Source organism: Catellatospora sp. KI3, assembly GCF_029948125.1.
Classification (GTDB): Bacteria; Actinomycetota; Actinomycetes; order Mycobacteriales; family Micromonosporaceae; genus Catellatospora.
Map to the genome: position 1 here is coordinate 126,143 of NZ_JASAMB010000019.1, position 16,192 is coordinate 142,334.

Below are 16,192 nucleotides of genomic sequence, written 5' to 3' on the forward strand. Positions count from 1 at the left end.
CACCGGCCAGGCTTTCGATATCTTGTGCGTTTTCCGTCGTTCCAGCGACGGAAAACGCACAAGATCCGGCCGTGCCGAGCGGTTCGGTGAACGGGATGGTCGTCATCGGGACACCTCGTTGGTCAGGCGGCGGCTGACGCGGGCGAGGTCCCGCGCAAGCGCGCCCTGGTCGGCGTTGGTGAGCCGCCCGGACCGGACCACGGCCGCGCCGCCGACCAGCAGCGCCTCCAGCGGCGCGGGCGGTCCGAGCACCAGCGCGGCCACCGGGTCGGCGATCCCCGCGTGCCCCAGCCCGTCCAGCCGCCACAGCGCGACGTCGGCCAGCTTGCCCACCTCCAGCGACCCCAGCTCCCGCTCCCGCCCCAGGCACCGCGCCCCGCCGATGGTCCCGAGCGCCAGCGCCTCCCGCGCCGTCAGCGCGGCCGCCGCCACGCCGTCACGCGACCGCGCCGCGCGCTCGCCGACCGCCCCGCGCTCGCCGACCGCCGCGCCGGAAGCGGGCGCCGCGCCGGAAGCGGACCCCGGACCGGCCGCGGAGCCGGTGCGGGCGGCCCGCAGCCGGGCCGACAGCAGCGCCTGGCGCAGTTCCGGGCCGAGCGCGCCCGCCTCCTGGGAGGCGGCGCCGTCGACGCCCAGGCCGACCGGGGCGCCCGCGTCGAGCAGGTCCCGGACCGGTGCGATGCCCGCGCCGAGCCGGGCGTTGGAGCTGGGGCAGTGCGCGATGCCGGTGCCGGTCGCGCCCAGCCGCGCGATCGCGGCCGCGTCCAGGTGCACCCCGTGCGCCAGCCACACGTCCCCGCCGAGCCAGCCCAGCTTCTCCGCGTACTCCACGGGGGTGCAGCCGAAGCGGTCGCGGCAGAACTCCTCCTCGTCGAGCGTCTCCGCAAGATGCGTGTGCAGGCGTACGCCGTGGGCGCGGGCCAGCGCCGCCGCCTCGCGCATCAGCTCCGGGGTGACCGAGAACGGCGAGCACGGCGCGACCGCCACCCGCACCGTCGCCGACGGCGACGGATCGTGGTGGCGCTCGATCGCCTCGGCGGTCGCGGCCAGCGCCGCGTCGGTCGACTCCACCACGTGGTCGGGCGGCAGCCCGCCGTCCTTCTCCCCCAGGTCCATCGACCCCCGGCAGGCGTGCAGCCGTACGCCGATCCCGGCCGCCGCGTGGACCTGCGCCCCGATCAGGTCCCCGGTGCCGCGCGGGAAGACGTAGTGGTGGTCGGCGGCGGTGGTGCAGCCCGACAGGGCGAGCCAGCCCAGCCCGGCCGCGCTGGTGGCGTGCACCAGTTCGTCGTCCAGCCGGGCCCAGGTCGGGTACAGCTCGACCAGCCAGCCGAACAGGTCGCGCTGCTGCGCCAGCCCCCGGGTGGCCCACTGGTACAGATGGTGGTGCGTGTTGACCAGGCCCGGCGTGGCCAGGCAGCCCCGCCCGTCGATGACCCGGTCCACCGGCCCGGCGTACCCGCCCGCCCCGACCGCCGCGATCCGGTCGCCCTCGACCAGCACGTGCCCGCGCTCGTACTCGGTGCCGGCGGCGTCGACCGTCGCGATCGCGCAGTCCGACAGCAGCACCCGCTGCGGCGGGCTCGGCGGCGGCGCCGTCAGCTGCTCGTCCCGCCCGCTCATGCCTGACCACCGGCCGCGAGCCGTACCGCTTCCATGATCTTCTCGTAGCCGGTGCAGCGGCACAGGTTGCCGGCCAGGGCCTCGCGGATCTGCGGATCGGTGGGGTGCGGGTTGCGGCTGAGCAGGTCGTCCACGGCCACGATCAGGCCCGGGGTGCAGAAGCCGCACTGCACCGCGCCCGCCGCCAGGAACGCCCGCTGCACCGGCCCCGGTTCGGCATCCGGGCCGCCGCTCAGCCCCTCGACGGTGACGACCTCCCGGCCGACCGCCTGCCCCGCCGCGACCAGGCACGAGCACACCGCGGTGCCGTCCAGGTACACCGTGCACGAGCCGCATTCGCCCTGTTCGCAGGCGTTCTTGCTGCCGGGCAGGCCGAGCCGCTCGCGCAGCACGTACAGCAGGCTCTCGCCCTCCCAGACGTCGTCGGCGGTGCGGGGCACCCCGTTGACCGTGCACGTCACTCGCACAGTTCCTCCCAGGCCCAGGTCAGCGTGCGCCGGGCCAGCACCGACAGGCTGTGCCTGCGGTAGGCGGCGGTGCCGCGTACGTCGTCGATCGGGGCGGCCGCGGCCGACACCAGCTCGCCGAAGCGGCGGGCCAGGTCCGGGTCGAGCGGCCCGGGGCCGTCCCAGGGCAGGTGCGCGGCGGCGAACTCCTCCGCCTCGGGGGCGCGGCGCGGGGTCGGCGCGGCCGAGCCGATGCCCGTGCCGACCGAGCGCCGCCCCGGGTGCAGGGCCAGCGCGAACGAGCTGACCGCGATCACCATCGCGTTGCGGGTGCCGATCTTGGCGAACTGCTCCGGCCCGTCGGCCGGGGCGACCAGCACCGCCGCGATCAGCTCGTCGGGGGCGAGCACGCTGCGCTTGGGGCCGGTGAAGAAGTCGGCGACGGGGACCTCGCGGGTGCCGCGTACCGAGGCGAGTTCGACCACGGCCCCGGCGGCCAGCAGCGGCGGATGGCCGTCCCCGGCCGGGGAGGCCGAGCCGAGGTTGCCGCCCAGGGTGCCCCGGTTGCGGATCTGCGGCGAGCCCACCGTGCGCGACGCCGCGGCCAGCCCCGGCAGCAGGCCGCCCAGCTCCTCGATGAGCCGGGTGTAGCTGACGCCCGCCCCGACGCGCAGCACGTCGCCGTCGCGCCCCCAGGCCGCCAGCTCCGGCACCCGGGTCAGGTCCAGCAGCGCGGCCGGGCGGCGCCGGTGAAAGTTCAGCTCCACCATCACGTCGGTGCCCCCGGCCACCGGCACCGCCTCGGGCCGGTCGGCCTTGACCGCCAGCGCGTCGGCCCAGGTCACGGGCGTCAGGAAGTCCATCATCGCCCCGCCCACTCCCACGACGGCCCGGCCGGGGCCGCGCCGTCGCGCAGCACCGCCGCCTCGATCAGCCCGTACGGCCGGTCGGCGGCGAGGTACACCTCGCCCGGGTTGTCCAGCCCGAACGGCGCCAGGTCGACCAGGAAGTGGTGCCGGTTCGGCAGCGCCAGCCGCACCTCGGCCACCTGCGGCACCCGGTCGAGCACCCGCTCGCCCATCGCGTACAGCGTCTGCTGCAGCGAGCGGCTGTACGTCTGCACGAAGGCGTCGACGAGGGCGGCGCGTACGTCGTCGTACGCCTCGTCCCAGCCGACGTCGAGCCCGTCGAACCGCCAGCGGGCGTCGACCGCCGTGGCCAGGATCCGGTCGGCCGCCTCCGGCAGGGTCGTGTACCGGTCCCGGGCGAAGCCGCGGAACTCCGAGTCCGTCGTGTTCAGCAGCACCAGCCCGGTCAGCCCGCCGACCACCCACGCGCCCCGCGCGTCGGCGGTGACCACGGCCAGCCGGGTCTCGTCGCCGCGCCGGGCGAACGAGTGGTCGCCGAGCCGCTGCCACGGATGCTGCTCGACGGTCACCCGCGCCTGCTCGACCGGTCCGCTGACGAAGTGCCGGGCCAGGTCCAGCCCGAACGCCTCGATCGCGGTGATGCCGTGGCGGGCCAGGGCGTACACGGTGTTCTTCTGCGTGTCGGTGGGCAGCACGTCGGCGTTGTCGCCGGTCAGGTGGGTCGCCTCCAGGCGGCCCGCGAGCGAGGTGCTGACGGTCAGGTCGGTGAGCCGGTGCCGCGGGCCGTCGCGGTCCACCCGCACCAGCCGGCACTCGGCCTTGCCGTAGCAGTTCGCGCCCAGGTGGATGCTCATCAGGAACCCCGGTAGGTGGTGTAGCCGAACTTGCTGAGTAACAACGGCAGGTGCAGGTGCCGGGTCGCGTCGGCGACGTCGAAGACGATCGTCACCTCGGGGAAGAAGCTGCCCAGCCCCTGGTACGCGGCGACGTCGAAGCGCAGCCCGTAGCGGCCGGGCAGCCACTGCTCGGCGGGCACCCAGTCGCGCAGCCGCCCGTCGGCGTCGGTGGTGCCCGACGCGACCGTGGTCCAGCCGTACTGCCCCAGCCGCTGCAGCGTCACCGGCACGTCGGCCGCGGGCTCACCCCGGCAGGTGTCCAGCACGTGCGTCGACAGGCTCATGAGTGCATCAACTTCCGGAGCCGGTTGACGGTGATCGCGCTGAGCTCACGGCGTACGACCTCGCGCTCCGTGGTCGGGTCGTGCCCGAGCCGGGCCCGTGCCGCCGCGAGCATCTGCTGCGCCGAGCGGCCGCTGGCGAAGATCAGGAAGACGTGGCCGAACCGCTCCTCGTACGCCCGGTTCGCCGCGACCAGCGCCTGGGCCGTGGCCGCGTCGGCCCCGGCCGCGCCCGACTGCTCGCGCCGCGACCAGGCCGCCTCCCGGCTGTCGCCGCCCGCCCGCTCCCCGATCCGCGGATGCGCGGCCAGCGCCCGCTCCAGCTGCGCCCAGTCGAGGCCGTCCAGCGCCACCTCCGCGGCCGCGATCAGCGTGTCCGCGTCCGCGTACGGCCGGCCGGCCGCCACCCGCGCCGCCCACACCGGACTGGCGCAGCAGGCGAGCAGTTCCGCCTCGGCCTGCGGCGTTGGCAGCTCGTTGAAGGCGGCTGTCGACATGCGTTGAGTCAACTGCCCAGCCCCGTACCGATGAAGCGTCAGATGTGCTGAAACCGCAACAATGCCTGGTTACCCTCTTCGGAGGTTACTACGAGGGCAGGTGCCGATGCGGCTTCGTGACGTGCTGGAACAGCCCGGGTCGCGGCTGCCGGTGCTCGTGGGCGCGGGCGAGCTCGACCGGCCGCTGACGCTGGCGTACACCACCGACCTGCTCGACCCGACCCGCTACCTGACCGGCGGCGAGGTGGTGCTCACCGGCATGATGTGGCGCCGCGGGCCGGAGGACTCCGACCTGTTCGTCTCCCACCTGGTCCGCTCGGGCGTGGCCGCCCTCGGCGCCGGTGAGGGCGGGAGCGGGCCTGTCCCCGCCGACCTGGTGCAGGCGTGCGCCCGGCACGGGCTGCCGCTGTTCGCGGTACCGGCCGAGGTGTCGTTCCGGGAGGTCACCGACCGGATCAACGCGGTGCTGTGGGCCGAACGCGAAGCCGGCGACCTGGCCGACCGCAGCCGCCAGCGCGGCCTGGTCGCCAGCCTCGCCGCCGGGGCCGAGCTGGCCGAGGTCTGGCCCGCCACCGGCGCCTGGCTGCTCAGCTGCACCGGCCGCGTGATCGCCGGGCCCCAGCTGGACCTCGGCCCCCGCCTGGCCCGCGAGTTCCTGCGCGCCGCCGCGCTGCCGGTACGCCGCGTGCTGGGCGGTCGTGAGTTCCATTTGGACCAGGTACCGCCGGGCGAGCGGCCGCTCGGCCGGTTCGTCGCCGTCGAGGGCGGCCCCGCGCCCATCGAGAACCTCGTCGCCCTGGCCGTGCTCGACGCCGCCCGGAGCGACCGGGCCCGCCGCCTGGAGCACCGCCTCGCGGGGCAGCTGGTCACGGCGCTGCGCGGCGGCGCCGCCCGAGCCGAGGTCACCGCCGCGCTGCGGGCCTGCGGGCTGCCCGGCGCCGGGCCGCACACCGTGCTCGCCGCGCTGACCACCGGCGCCGACGCGGCCGGGCTCCTGGCCGAGCTGCTGCAACCGGCGCAGGCGGCCGTCTCCGGCGGGGGTACGCGGGCCGTCGCGGTGATCGCCGGGGCCGAACCCGTGCTGCGCGACCGCGCCCGCCACCTGGTCTCGGCGGTACGCGGACTGCGGCTGACCGCCGGGATCAGCGAACCCGCCGCCGATCCGGCCGGGCTGCCCTCGGCCCTGGCCCAGGCCGAGCACGCCCTGGAGTACGCGGCCCAGCGGCCGGGCCGGGTCCGCGTGGTGGGCAGCGCCGAGCTCGCCTCGCACGAACTGCTGCTGGCCAGCGTGCCCCGGCCGGTCCGGGAGGAGTTCGCGCGGCGGCTGCTGTCCCCGCTGCGCGAGTACGACCGCACCCACCGCGCCGACCTGGTGCACACGCTGCGCACCTTCCTCGACTGCGACGGCTCCTGGACCCGGTGCGCGGCCGCGCTGCACCTGCACGTCAACACCCTGCGCTACCGCATCGGCCGCATCGGCGCCCTGACCGGCCGCGACCTCGACCACTTCCCCGACCGGGTGGACCTGTACCTGGCCCTGCGCGCCGCCACCTGACACGCCCGCCGCGCGCTGGCACGGGGACGGGGTGCGTGCAGTTTCAGGGAAACTGCTGGAATCAAGGCGCTGATTCGTGCAGTTTCCCCGAAACTGGACGGCGCTTCTCGGCGACGGCACGGCCCGAGCGGGACGAATGGCACGGCCCGAGCGGGACGGATGGCGCGGGGCCGATCAAGTCGCCGGATTTGGGCTGCGGGCGGGGCTGACCACGGCGAGGATCGGGGCCGTGGAGTGGGACACGCCGAGTGGGACGCCCGCGACGACCAGCGCCGATCCAGCGGCCGCGAGCGGTGTCGGCAGGCCCTGGCCCAGGACGGCCGCCGTGGTGACCGCGCCGATGGGCAGCACTCCGGCGAACAGCCCGGCCCGGTCCGCGCCCAGCCGGGGCAGGGCCGAGTACCAGAGCAGGAACGCGCCGACGCTGACCGCCAGCGACAGGTACCCCAGTCCGATCAGCTCGGTCGCGGTCGGCAGGCGCAGGAAGGCGGGCCCGTCGACGGCCAGCCCGAGGACGGCGAACATGGGCAGCGACACCGCCGCCGCGTACCCGGACAGCCGGATCGCGCCCAGCTTCGGCAGCAGCGGCAGCGCGAACAGCGAGAAGCACACCTCGCAGGCCAGCGCGCCGAGGCTGTACAGCAGCCCGGCCGCGCTGCCCGATCCGCCGCCGGTGGCCAGCGCGGTCCCGGCGACGACCACGGCCGCGCCGAGCAGCACCCGCCCCGACGGCCGCCGCCGCTGGGCCAGCGGCCCGACCACGGCCGGCACCACCGGCACCCCGCCGACCACCTGGCCGCCGACGCGGCGCGCCTGCGCCGCCACTTCGACCTCGGCTCACCGGCGCTGGAGCAGTACGCCCTGGCCGAACTGCTCGCCGACGGCGGCTACGACCGGCACCTGCGCCGGGTCCGGCTGGTCTACCGGCGCCGCCGCGACGCGCTGGCCGCCGCCCTGGCCGAGCACCTGCCGCAGGCGGCGGTCCGGGGCATCAGCGCGGGCCTGCACCTGTACGCGGAGCTGCCCGCCGCCGCTGACGACGTCGCGCTGGCCGCGGCCGCCCTGGCCGAGGGCGTCGAGGCGGTGCCGGTGAGCCCGATGCGCACCCGCCCCGGCCCGCCGGGGCTGGTGCTCGGCTTCGCCACCGAGCCCGAGCACCGCCTCACCGCGGCGGTACAGCTGCTCGCCCTGGTCGCAAGCCCGCCAGGCTAGAGGGCGCAGTTTCGGGGAAACTGCACGTATGCAGGCCGAGATTCCTGCACTTTCCCCGAAGCTGCACCCTCTCGCGGGGCGAGGGACAGGTCAGGCGCCGCCGCCGAGGACGGCGTCGCCCTCGGCGGTCTCCTCGGCCGGGGGGCGGTGCTTGTGCACCAGGGCGTCCAGGGAGCCGCCGGTGTCGTTGACGCGCAGCACGAACGGCCGCTGCGGGGTGTACCGGATCGCGGTGATCGACGACGGCTCGACCTGGATGCGCTGGAACAGGTCCAGGTGCATGCCGAGCGCGTCGGCCACGATCGCCTTGATCACGTCGCCGTGGCTGCACGCCAGCCACACCGCCTCGTGCCCGTGCGACTCGGTGATCCGAGCGTCCCAGGCGCGTACGGCGGTGACGGCGCGGTTGGCCATCGCGGCCATCGCCTCGCCGCCCGGGAACGTCACCGCGGCCGGATGGTGCTGCACGGTGGCCCACAGCGGGTTGTCGGCCAGCTCCTTGAGGGCCCGCCCGGACCACTCGCCGTAGCCGCACTCGCGCAGGCCGTCGTCGGCGGTGACGGGAGTGCCGGGCAGGGCCAGGTCCAGCGTCTGGCGGCAGCGCAGCAGCGGGCTGCTGACCACGACGGCCAGCGGGAGCCCGGTCAGCCGGGCACCGGCCTGGCGGGCCTGCTCGGCGCCGAACTCGTCCAGCTCGACGGGCAGGTCGCCGGCGAGGATGCCGTCTGCGTTGGCGGTGGTGCGACCGTGTCGCAGCAGTAGAAGCGTGGCCACGTCCGCAAGCCTAGGTCGCGCTGATGGTGCTTGTGGCGAGCAGCGCGATGATCGCGCCGCCGAGGATCACCCGGTACCACACGAAGGCCATCAGGGTGTGGTGGGCGACGAACTTGAGCAGCCAGGCGATCGAGGCGTACGCGACGAGGAAGCTGACCAGCGTGCCGACGCCCAGGACCGCGCCGCTGACCGCCTCGCTGCCCAGCGCCTCGGGCAGCTCGTAGACGCCCGCCGCGACCAGGGCGGGCACGCCGAGGAAGAAGGACAGCCGGGTGGCGGTGACCCGGTCGAGGTCGCGCAGCAGACCGGTGGTGATCGTGGCGCCGGAGCGCGACACCCCGGGGATCAGGGCCAGGCACTGGGCGAAGCCGATGATCAGGGTGTCCTTGAGGGTGAGCTGCTTCTCGTCGCGGATCTGGGTGGCGGCGTACTCGGCGAAGGCCATCACGCCCGCCCACACGATCATCGACCCGGCCACGAACCAGAGGCTGCGCAGCGGGCCGGTGATCAGGTCCTTGCCGAGGAAGCCGACGATGCCGATCGGGATGGAGCCGGCGATGACGTACCAGGCCAGGCGGTAGTCGAGGTCCTCGCGGGCCTCCTTGGAGAAGACGCCCTTGAACCAGGCCGAGGCCAGGCGCCCGATGTCCTTGGCGAAGTAGACCAGCACCGCCGCGATCGCCCCGATCTGGATCACGGCGGTGAAGGCGGTGACGGCCGTGTCGTCGATCGGCAGGCCCATCAGCTTCTCGGTGATGGTCAGGTGGCCCGTCGAGGAGATCGGGAGGAACTCGGTGATCCCCTCCACGATGCCCAGGATGATCGCCTGCCAGATCGTGATCTCCACCTAGTCTCCCAGTCCACTCTCCGCGTACGCCTCAGCGACGGTACGCAACGTCTCCCGGCCCGAGTCGGCGTCTGCGACGAACAGCGCCAGCGACAGCGTAGTCACGCCCGCGTCGGCGAAGTCACGCAGTCTCGCCGCGATGCGGTCCTTGGGACCGAGCAGGGACGTCCGGTCGATGAACTCCATCGGCACCGCCTCGGCGGCGTCGCGGTGGCGCCCGGCCAGGAACAGGTCCTGCACCTTCTCGGCCGCCTCGCCGTAGCCCATGCGGGTGGCCAGCTGGTTGTAGAAGTTCTGCTGGCGGCTGCCCATGCCGCCGACGTACAGCGCGGCGTACGACCGGACCAGCTCGGCACACATGCTCACATCGTCGCCCACCACGACCGGGACGGTGGGCACGATGTCGAACCCGGCGATCGTCTTGCCCGCCTTCTGGCGTCCGCGCTCGATCGCGGCCAGCTGCTCGGCGGCGAATTCGGGCGCGAAGAACACGGCCAGCCAGCCGTCGGCGATCTCGCCGGCCAGCTCCAGGTTCTTCGGGCCGACCGCGGCCAGGTAGATCGGGATCTCGGTGCGCAGCGGGTGGAAGTTCAGCCGCAGCGACTTGCCCGGCCCGTCGGGCAGCGGCAGGGTGTGGAACTCGCCGTCGTAGCTGACCTGCTTGCGGCTCAGCGCGAGCTTGACGATGTCGACATATTCGCGGGTACGGGCCAGCGGCTTGCCGAAGCGCACCCCGTGCCAGCCCTCGGAGACCTGCGGCCCCGACACGCCCAGCCCGAGCCGGAACCGGCCGCCGGACAGGGTGTCGATAGTGGCGGCGGTCATCGCGGTCGCGGCCGGGGTGCGGCCCGGGATCTGCATGACGGCGCTGCCGACGTCGATGCGCTCGGTGTGCGCGGCGATCCAGGTCACCAGGCTCGGCGAGTCGGAACCGTACGCCTCGGCGACCCAGGCGCTGGAGAAGCCGAGCCGGTCGGCCTCCTGCGCCAGCTCGACCAGCGTGGCCGGGGTCGACCAGGGCGTGAGGTATCCGATGTTGAGTCCGAGCTTCATGGCGCGCCTCCCAGGTCGGTGCCCGCACCGGAGCGGGACGACGTCAGGTTACCGGCTAGTAGGGATCATGTGAAGCACAGGGCGTGCCCGGTCACCGTACCGTCGCGAGCACGTCGCGGAGCCGTTCGGCGTACGCCCGGGGGTGGGTGGTGTTGCCGTTGTGGCCGCCCGGGAAGTCGACCGCGGCGGTGCCGACCAGCGCGGCCAGCTCCATCGCGCAGCGGTGGTCGAAGACGTGGTGCGGGGTGGTCCGGCCGTACGCGGGGACGATGGGCACGCCGGCGTCGCGCACCGCCGCCGGGTCGAGGGTGTCGCGCACGATCGCGGTGAAGTCGTGCTCGATGAAGACGTCGAAGTTCGCGGTGCGCCGGGCGTCCAGCGGCTGCGGGGTCAGTCCGGGCTCGGCGTCGGGGCTGGCCGGGTCGATGCCCAGCACTCGGGCGATCTGCCCGAACACCGCCCGCAGGCCCTCGGCCCGGTAGAGCCGCTGCAGCTCCCGCAGCTCCTCCTCGTGGCAGGCGCGCTCGGCGGGCGGCAGCAGCCGGGGCGCGACGGGTTCGTGCGCGACCAGCACCGCCAGCTGCTCCGGGTGGCGGACGGCCAGGTGCATGCCGATGACGGCGCCGAGGCTGCAGCCGAGCATCCGGGCGGGCCGGTCGGTCAGCGCCGCGAGCAGCCGGTGCACGTCGTCGGCGTGGTCGGCCATGGTGCCCGGCCGGGCCGGGTCGGCCAGGGTGCTGCGGGACAGGCCGCGCCGGTCGTACGTCACCACTGTGTGGTCGGCGACGAGCCGGTCCACCAGGTCGGTGCTGCGTCCGGCGTCGCCCTCGCCGCTCTGGGAGATGAGCAGCAGCGGGCCGGTGCCGCGCACCTCGTAGTACAGCTCGGCGCCCGGCACGGACAGGGTCGCGGCGCGGGCCGCGCTCGTGATCGTCATGCCGGAACCATAACCCATCATTTCTGATGTATCAAGAATGATGTAAGCTGGCACCATGAACGGAGTCGACCTGTTCCTGCTCGGGCGGACGCTGATGAAGATCGGCCAGGACGCCATCCCCACCCCGGCCGACGGCCCGCGCCAGGGCGCGGAGCGGACCGTCCTGATCGTCGCGGCCGACGTCGCGGCCCACCCGGGCAGCTCGATCAGCGAGATCACCGAACGCACCGGGTTCCCGCAGAGCGCGGTCTCCGGCAGCGTCGCCCGGCTGCGCGAAGCCGGTGCCGTGCGGACCCGCACCGACCCAGGCGACCGGCGCCGCCAGCTCGTGCACCCGGCCGAGCAGGTGTCCGACCGCGTCGCCGAGATCCGCGCGACGGGCGTCGAGGCCGCCCTGGCCGCCGCGCTCGGCCCCGGCGACCCCGGCCGACTGGCGGAGGTGACCGCCGCACTGGACGCCCTCGCGCGCCACCTGGCCCCGGCCGCGCTGACGAAACTGCGCCGCCCTGGCGGCACCGGCTGACCGGACCACGGATCCGCGACCCCGGTCGAAGGCGAATACAGTTCAGGCCATGCAGCAGCGGCCGCTCGGCAACAGCGGGATGATGGTCTCCCGCCTCGCCCTGGGCACCATGACGTGGGGTCTGGACACCGACCCCGACGACGCCGGTGCCCAGCTCAAGGCGTATGTGGACGCCGGCGGCACGCTCCTGGACACCGCCGACGTATACGCCGACGGCGAGGCCGAGGCCGTGCTGGGCACCCTGCTCGACGCCATGGTGTCGCGTGACGACATCCTCATCGTCGCCAAGGCCGGGCTGCGGGCCCGGGCCGGGCGCCGCCACGACGGCTCGCGCGGGCACCTGCTGCGCACCCTGGACACCACCCTGCGCCGCCTCGGCGTGTCGTACGTGGACCTGTGGCAGGTGCACGGCAGCGACCCGGACACGCCCTGGGAGGAGACCCTGGCCGCGGTCGACCACGCCGTCAGCACCGGCCGGGCCCGCTACGCCGGGGTGTCTAACTTCTCCGGCTGGCAGACCGCCCGCGCCGCCACCTGGCAGAAGGCCTGGCCCGGCCGCGCCCCGATCGTCGCCACCCAGATGGAGTACTCGCTGCTCCAGCGCGGTATCGAGCGGGAGGTGCTGCCCGCCTGCGCGGCCCTGGGCATCGGGGTGCTGCCCTGGTCGCCGCTGGGGCGCGGGGTGCTGACCGGCAAGTACCGGCACGGGCGGCCCGCCGACTCGCGCGGGGCGTCGCCGCACTTCGAGCGGTTCGTGCTGCCGTACCTGCAGCCGCGCTGCTCGGCGATCGTCGAGGCGGTGGCCACGGCCGCCGACGGGCTCGGCGTCACCTCCGCCGAGGTGGCCCTGGCCTGGGTGCGGGACCGGCCCGGGGTGACCGCGCCGATCCTGGGCGCCCGCGACGTCGGCCAGCTGGTGGCGGCGATGCAGGTGGAGGACATCGTCCTGCCCCCGGAGATCGCCCGCGCCCTCGACGACGTCTCCGCCATCGCCATCACGTACCCCGAGCTGGAGTCGTGACGCGCCGCGGCCAGGTGCTGTTTCGTGGAGAGTGCACGAATCCCGGCCCCGAATGCCGCACCTTCCCCGAAACTGCAGCACAACACGCTTGCCGCCCCCACGGGTGAAGGTGCACGATCGGGACATGGACTACGAATACGCACCGCTGCGGCTGCCACCAGACATCGATCGGCTGACCGCGGCGGTGCGGCTGGCCATCCAGGCGGAGTACGGCGGCTGGGAACTGGCCCGGATGCGGCTCATGAAGGACGGCACCCGCCAGGTGCTGCTCCGCCGCCCGCTTCGGCTGGCCGTCCTGCCCGGCCCTTCCGCCTGACGCCGGAAACCGACCTACTGGCCTCACCCGCACCCAGCCCCACCCCGTCGCCGACCGCCGCCAAGCCCAGCGCCGCGCCGTCGCCGAGCGCGGGCGCTCCGGCGAAGATCGGCACCCGGGCGCGGTCGAAGGACAGCAGCCTGACCTATGTCGCCCAGGGCCTGGAGAACGTCGCGGCTCCGTCGGCTGCGGCACCGGCGCTTTCGAGCAGGTCACCGGCGTGTACTGCAGGTGGCTGAACGGGCAGTCCTACGGTTTCGTCTTCCGGCAGGGCAAGGCGAGCGCGTCGGCCCTGGAGGACATGCGCAAGGCGCGCGACTCGGTCCTGGGCGGCTGAGCCGGTGGGAACGAGAGCGGCGCGCACCCACCGGGCGCGCGCCGCTCTCGTCGGTGCGGAAGATCAGTCCTGGTCTTCCATGATGTCGCCGTTCAGGTGCTCGTCGAGGCGGGCGACGAGCTTGTCCTGGGCGCCCAGGGTGAACGGGCCGTTGGCGTCGGACTCCTCGAAGTCGTCGGGCTCCAGCGAGCTCTCGACCTCGGCCACGGTGACGATGCCGTCCAGCGGCTCCAGCTCCGGGATGTCCAGCGCCGCCAGCGAGCCGTCGGAGCTCTGCAGCAGCTCCAGCAGCGCGTCGGCCACGGTGGCGACCGGCTCGGAGTCGCCGTCGCTGAGCCCGGCCTCGCGGCGGGCCAGCTCGGCGGCGTTGATCAGCGCGGATACGCTCGGGACCAGGTAGTCGCGGCGCTGGCGGACGGAGATCACACGCGGGTGCGGGTCGGTAGGAGCCTGCTCCGCGGCCACCAGGTCGGCCATGAAGCGGTCGGCCTTCTCCAGGTCGATCGGCTCCACCTCCCAGGGCAGCGGCTCGCCGTACGTCTCCGAGAGGGCGTCGTCGTAGGCGACGGCGGCGTTGTTGAACGCCACATAGGCCCGCCAGACCTCGTCGCTGTCGACCTCACCCTTGGCGTCGCGGACGGCGGCCAGGTGCGCCCGGGCCGTGGTGATCATCTCTTCCAGCGCGGCCTCGACGGCAGCGTGGTTGTCGCTCATTACTCGGTTACTCCTTCATACGACGAGACAGAGTCGTGTGCACCGACGGGCTTTCAACTCTGACGCAGGAACCTGTCGAGAACCCGCACGCCGAACTGTAGTCCCTCCACCGGGACGCGCTCGTCGATGCCATGGAACAACGCGGAGAAGTTCAGCTCTGCGGGAAGCCGCAGCGGGGCGAACCCGAAGCAGCGGATCCCCAGCCTGGCGAACGACTTGGCGTCGGTGCCGCCGGACAGCATGTACGGCACCGCCCGCGCCCCCGGGTCCTCGGCCCGCAGCGCCAGCGCCATGGCGTCCACCAGTGCTCCGTCGAACGTGGTCTCCAGCGCGTTCTGGCGGTGAATCGACTCTATCTCCAGATCCGGGCCGAGCACCTCCACCAGCTGCTCGCGGAACAGGTCGAACTGGCCGGGCAGGGTACGGCAGTCGATGGTCGCGCTCGCCCGGCTCGGGATCACGTTGTCCTTGTACCCGGCGGCCAGCCGGGTCGGGTTGGCCGTGTTCCGGATGGTCGCGCCGATGATGGTGGCGATCGGGCCGAGCTTGGCGATGGCCGCCTCGGGGTCGTCGGGGTCGAGCTCGATCTGCAGCGCGTCGGAGATCTCGGCCAGGAACGCGCGCACGGTCGGGGTGACCACCACCGGGAACCGGTGCCGCCCGACCCGGGCCACCGCCTCGGCCAGCGCGGTCACCGCGTTGTCGTCGTGCACGAACGAGCCGTGGCCGGGGCGGCCGGTGGCGTGCACGCGCAGCCAGTCGATGCCCTTCTCGGCCGTCTGCACCAGGTAGAGCCGCAGGTCGTTGCTCACCGTGTACGAGAAGCCGCCGACCTCGCCGACCGCCTCGGTGCAGCCCTCCAGCAGCTCCGGGTGCTTCTCCACGAGGAAGGTGGCGCCGAACTCGCTGCCGGCCTCCTCGTCGGCGGTGTAGCACAGCACGATGTCGCGGGGCGGCACGTAGCCGGTGCGCTGCCAGTCGCGCACCACGGCCAGCGACATGGCGTCGAAGTCCTTCATGTCGACCGCGCCCCGGCCCCAGATGCAGTCGCCGCTGGTCCCGTCGGGCCTGATCTCGCCGGACAGCGGGTGGACCGACCACTCGGAGGCGTCGAACGGCACGACGTCGAGGTGGCCGTGGACCAGCAGCGCCCCGCGCGAGCTGTCCCGGCCCGGGATCCGGGTGATCACGTTGGCCCGGCCCGGCCTGCTCTCCACCACCTGCGGGTGCAGGCCGACCTCGCTGAGGCTGGTCGCGACGTACTCGGCCGCGGCCCGCTCGCCCGCGCTGGTGGCGTGGTCGCCGGTGTTCGTGGTGTCGATGCGGATGAGGTCGCGGCAGAGGTCGATAACCTCGTCGGTGGCGGCAGTACTCATAAGGATCTTCCTACCAGGTCCGGCTGCCCCGGCCCAGTCGGAGCGGGCCACCGCTACCGGGGCGGGGTCGGAGCGGCTACGCTGAGCCCGCATACCCATAGGCAAGCCTGCCCTAACTTAGCGCGACCACCTGGAGACAGCAGTGACCGGCACGCCGCGAGACCCCGCCGCGGAAAGCCTCGCCGACCTGCTCGGCGGACGCCGGGCGGCCATCGACGCCACCGTCGGACCGCTGGCCTTCGGCATCGGGTACAGCCTCGGCGACGCCCACGCGCTCGAGTGGGGCGTCGGCGCGGCCGCGGTGGTCAGCGTGCTGCTGGCGATCTGGCGGATCAGCGCCGGCGACAAGCCCCGCGCGGTGCTGATCGGGCTGCTCGGCATCGGCTTCGCCGCGCTGATCGCGCTGCGTACCGGGCACGGCGAGGCGTTCTTCCTCATCCGCATCGCCACCAACGCCGCCAGCGCGCTGGCCTGGGCGGTCAGCATCGTGATCCGGTGGCCGCTGCTCGGCGTCGTGGTCGGGCTGATCCTGCTGCAGGGCGGCAGGTGGCGGCACGATCCGGACCTCCTGCGGGCGTACAGCCGGGGCAGCTGGGTCTGGGTCGGGCAGTACCTGCTGCGCCTGGCCGTGTGGCTGCCGCTGGCCTGGGCCGGGATGACCCGCACCCTGGCGTTCGCCACCGCCGCGCTGACCTGGCCCCTGATCGCGGCCTGCCTGGCCGCGAGCTGGTGGGTGATGCGCCGCTCCCTCCCCGCCGGCCACCCCGGCCTGCGCCACCCCGTGCTTCCCGAGCCCGCCCACTCCTGACCCGCGCCCGACCCCGCGCCGCGTCGACTCCGCATCCCCGCTCGCGCCACGGTCGCGGGGCACGGTCGCGCGGCACGCGGCGCTCGCGGGACACACGGCGATCCGCG

General features: G+C 74.1%; 19 protein-coding genes. 5 read left to right on the top strand and 14 right to left on the bottom strand.

Annotated elements, in window-relative coordinates:
- Positions 1–102: 102 nt before the first annotated feature.
- From QEZ54_RS26865 to uraD, 6 genes are read right to left on the bottom strand one after another with little or no spacing between them, the layout of a single operon-like run.
- Positions 103–1,623: an 8-oxoguanine deaminase gene (locus tag QEZ54_RS26865; protein ID WP_281307500.1), complete on the bottom strand. Its 1,521-nt coding sequence runs from the start codon at positions 1,621–1,623 to the stop codon at positions 103–105.
- Positions 1,620–2,090 carry a (2Fe-2S)-binding protein gene (locus QEZ54_RS26870; protein ID WP_281307501.1) on the bottom strand — a complete coding sequence of 157 codons (471 nt, stop codon included), beginning with the start codon at positions 2,088–2,090 and terminating at the stop codon, positions 1,620–1,622. The genes QEZ54_RS26865 and QEZ54_RS26870 overlap by 4 nt, the downstream gene beginning before the upstream one ends.
- Entirely contained in the window at positions 2,081–2,935 is an 855-nt protein-coding gene (locus QEZ54_RS26875) for an FAD binding domain-containing protein (RefSeq protein WP_281307502.1), read from the bottom strand. The genes QEZ54_RS26870 and QEZ54_RS26875 overlap by 10 nt, the downstream gene beginning before the upstream one ends.
- Positions 2,932–3,792, bottom strand: coding sequence for a factor-independent urate hydroxylase (pucL, locus tag QEZ54_RS26880; protein WP_281307503.1), 861 nt, complete (start codon positions 3,790–3,792; stop codon positions 2,932–2,934). Before pucL ends, QEZ54_RS26875 begins: the two co-directional genes overlap by 4 nt.
- Entirely contained in the window at positions 3,792–4,118 is a 327-nt protein-coding gene (gene uraH / locus QEZ54_RS26885) for a hydroxyisourate hydrolase (protein WP_217401937.1), read from the bottom strand. Before uraH ends, pucL begins: the two co-directional genes overlap by 1 nt.
- Positions 4,115–4,612, bottom strand: a complete 498-nt coding sequence (gene uraD, locus QEZ54_RS26890; protein ID WP_281307504.1) for a 2-oxo-4-hydroxy-4-carboxy-5-ureidoimidazoline decarboxylase — start codon at positions 4,610–4,612, stop codon at positions 4,115–4,117. The genes uraH and uraD overlap by 4 nt, the downstream gene beginning before the upstream one ends.
- A 106-nt stretch (positions 4,613–4,718) precedes the next feature.
- Here uraD and QEZ54_RS26895 point away from each other — a divergent pair, with 106 nt between their 5' ends.
- A complete protein-coding gene (locus QEZ54_RS26895) occupies positions 4,719–6,167 on the top strand; it encodes a PucR family transcriptional regulator (protein WP_281307505.1) in 1,449 nt (482 codons plus the stop codon).
- Between the two features lie 174 nt (positions 6,168–6,341).
- Here the strand turns inward: QEZ54_RS26895 and QEZ54_RS26900 are convergent, their stop codons facing one another.
- The 6 genes from QEZ54_RS26900 to QEZ54_RS26925 all read right to left on the bottom strand — a co-directional run bounded on the left by QEZ54_RS26900 (position 6,342) and on the right by QEZ54_RS26925 (position 10,990).
- Complete coding sequence (locus tag QEZ54_RS26900) at positions 6,342–6,992, bottom strand: DMT family transporter (protein WP_281307506.1); 651 nt, start codon at positions 6,990–6,992, stop codon at positions 6,342–6,344.
- A 12-nt stretch (positions 6,993–7,004) separates the two neighbouring features.
- Complete coding sequence (locus QEZ54_RS26905) at positions 7,005–7,325, bottom strand: hypothetical protein (RefSeq protein WP_281307507.1); 321 nt, start codon at positions 7,323–7,325, stop codon at positions 7,005–7,007.
- A gap of 144 nt (positions 7,326–7,469) precedes the next feature.
- Positions 7,470–8,153 (bottom strand): histidine phosphatase family protein, encoded by a 684-nt coding sequence (locus tag QEZ54_RS26910; RefSeq protein ID WP_281307508.1) that lies wholly within the window; start codon positions 8,151–8,153, stop codon positions 7,470–7,472.
- A 10-nt stretch (positions 8,154–8,163) separates the two neighbouring features.
- Positions 8,164–8,994, bottom strand: coding sequence for an undecaprenyl-diphosphate phosphatase (locus tag QEZ54_RS26915; protein ID WP_281307560.1), 831 nt, complete (start codon positions 8,992–8,994; stop codon positions 8,164–8,166).
- A gap of 6 nt (positions 8,995–9,000) precedes the next feature.
- Entirely contained in the window at positions 9,001–10,053 is a 1,053-nt protein-coding gene (locus QEZ54_RS26920; RefSeq protein ID WP_281307509.1) for an LLM class F420-dependent oxidoreductase, read from the bottom strand.
- 91 nt (positions 10,054–10,144) lie between these two features.
- On the bottom strand, positions 10,145–10,990 hold the full coding sequence (locus QEZ54_RS26925) for an alpha/beta hydrolase (protein WP_281307510.1): 846 nt from the start codon (positions 10,988–10,990) through the stop codon (positions 10,145–10,147).
- Between the two features lie 55 nt (positions 10,991–11,045).
- Here QEZ54_RS26925 and QEZ54_RS26930 point away from each other — a divergent pair, with 55 nt between their 5' ends.
- From QEZ54_RS26930 to QEZ54_RS26940, 3 genes are all read left to right on the top strand, one after another.
- Complete coding sequence (locus tag QEZ54_RS26930) at positions 11,046–11,513, top strand: helix-turn-helix domain-containing protein (RefSeq protein ID WP_281307511.1); 468 nt, start codon at positions 11,046–11,048, stop codon at positions 11,511–11,513.
- 49 nt (positions 11,514–11,562) lie between these two features.
- The gene (locus QEZ54_RS26935; RefSeq protein ID WP_281307512.1) at positions 11,563–12,534 is read left to right on the top strand and encodes an aldo/keto reductase; all 972 of its coding nucleotides are present in this window, start codon (positions 11,563–11,565) and stop codon (positions 12,532–12,534) included.
- Between the two features lie 124 nt (positions 12,535–12,658).
- Positions 12,659–12,850: a DUF5703 family protein gene (locus QEZ54_RS26940; protein ID WP_212825334.1), complete on the top strand. Its 192-nt coding sequence runs from the start codon at positions 12,659–12,661 to the stop codon at positions 12,848–12,850.
- A gap of 400 nt (positions 12,851–13,250) precedes the next feature.
- Here the strand turns inward: QEZ54_RS26940 and QEZ54_RS26945 are convergent, their stop codons facing one another.
- On the bottom strand, positions 13,251–13,901 hold the full coding sequence (locus QEZ54_RS26945; RefSeq protein ID WP_281307513.1) for a hypothetical protein: 651 nt from the start codon (positions 13,899–13,901) through the stop codon (positions 13,251–13,253).
- Positions 13,902–13,954: 53 nt separating this feature from the next.
- Positions 13,955–15,277 carry a M20/M25/M40 family metallo-hydrolase gene (locus QEZ54_RS26950; RefSeq protein WP_281307514.1) on the bottom strand — a complete coding sequence of 441 codons (1,323 nt, stop codon included), beginning with the start codon at positions 15,275–15,277 and terminating at the stop codon, positions 13,955–13,957.
- A 142-nt stretch (positions 15,278–15,419) separates the two neighbouring features.
- On the opposite strand from QEZ54_RS26950, the gene QEZ54_RS26955 reads away from it, so the two are divergent.
- Positions 15,420–16,085, top strand: a complete 666-nt coding sequence (locus tag QEZ54_RS26955; protein ID WP_281307515.1) for a DUF3159 domain-containing protein — start codon at positions 15,420–15,422, stop codon at positions 16,083–16,085.
- The last annotated feature ends 107 nt before the right edge of the window (positions 16,086–16,192 follow it).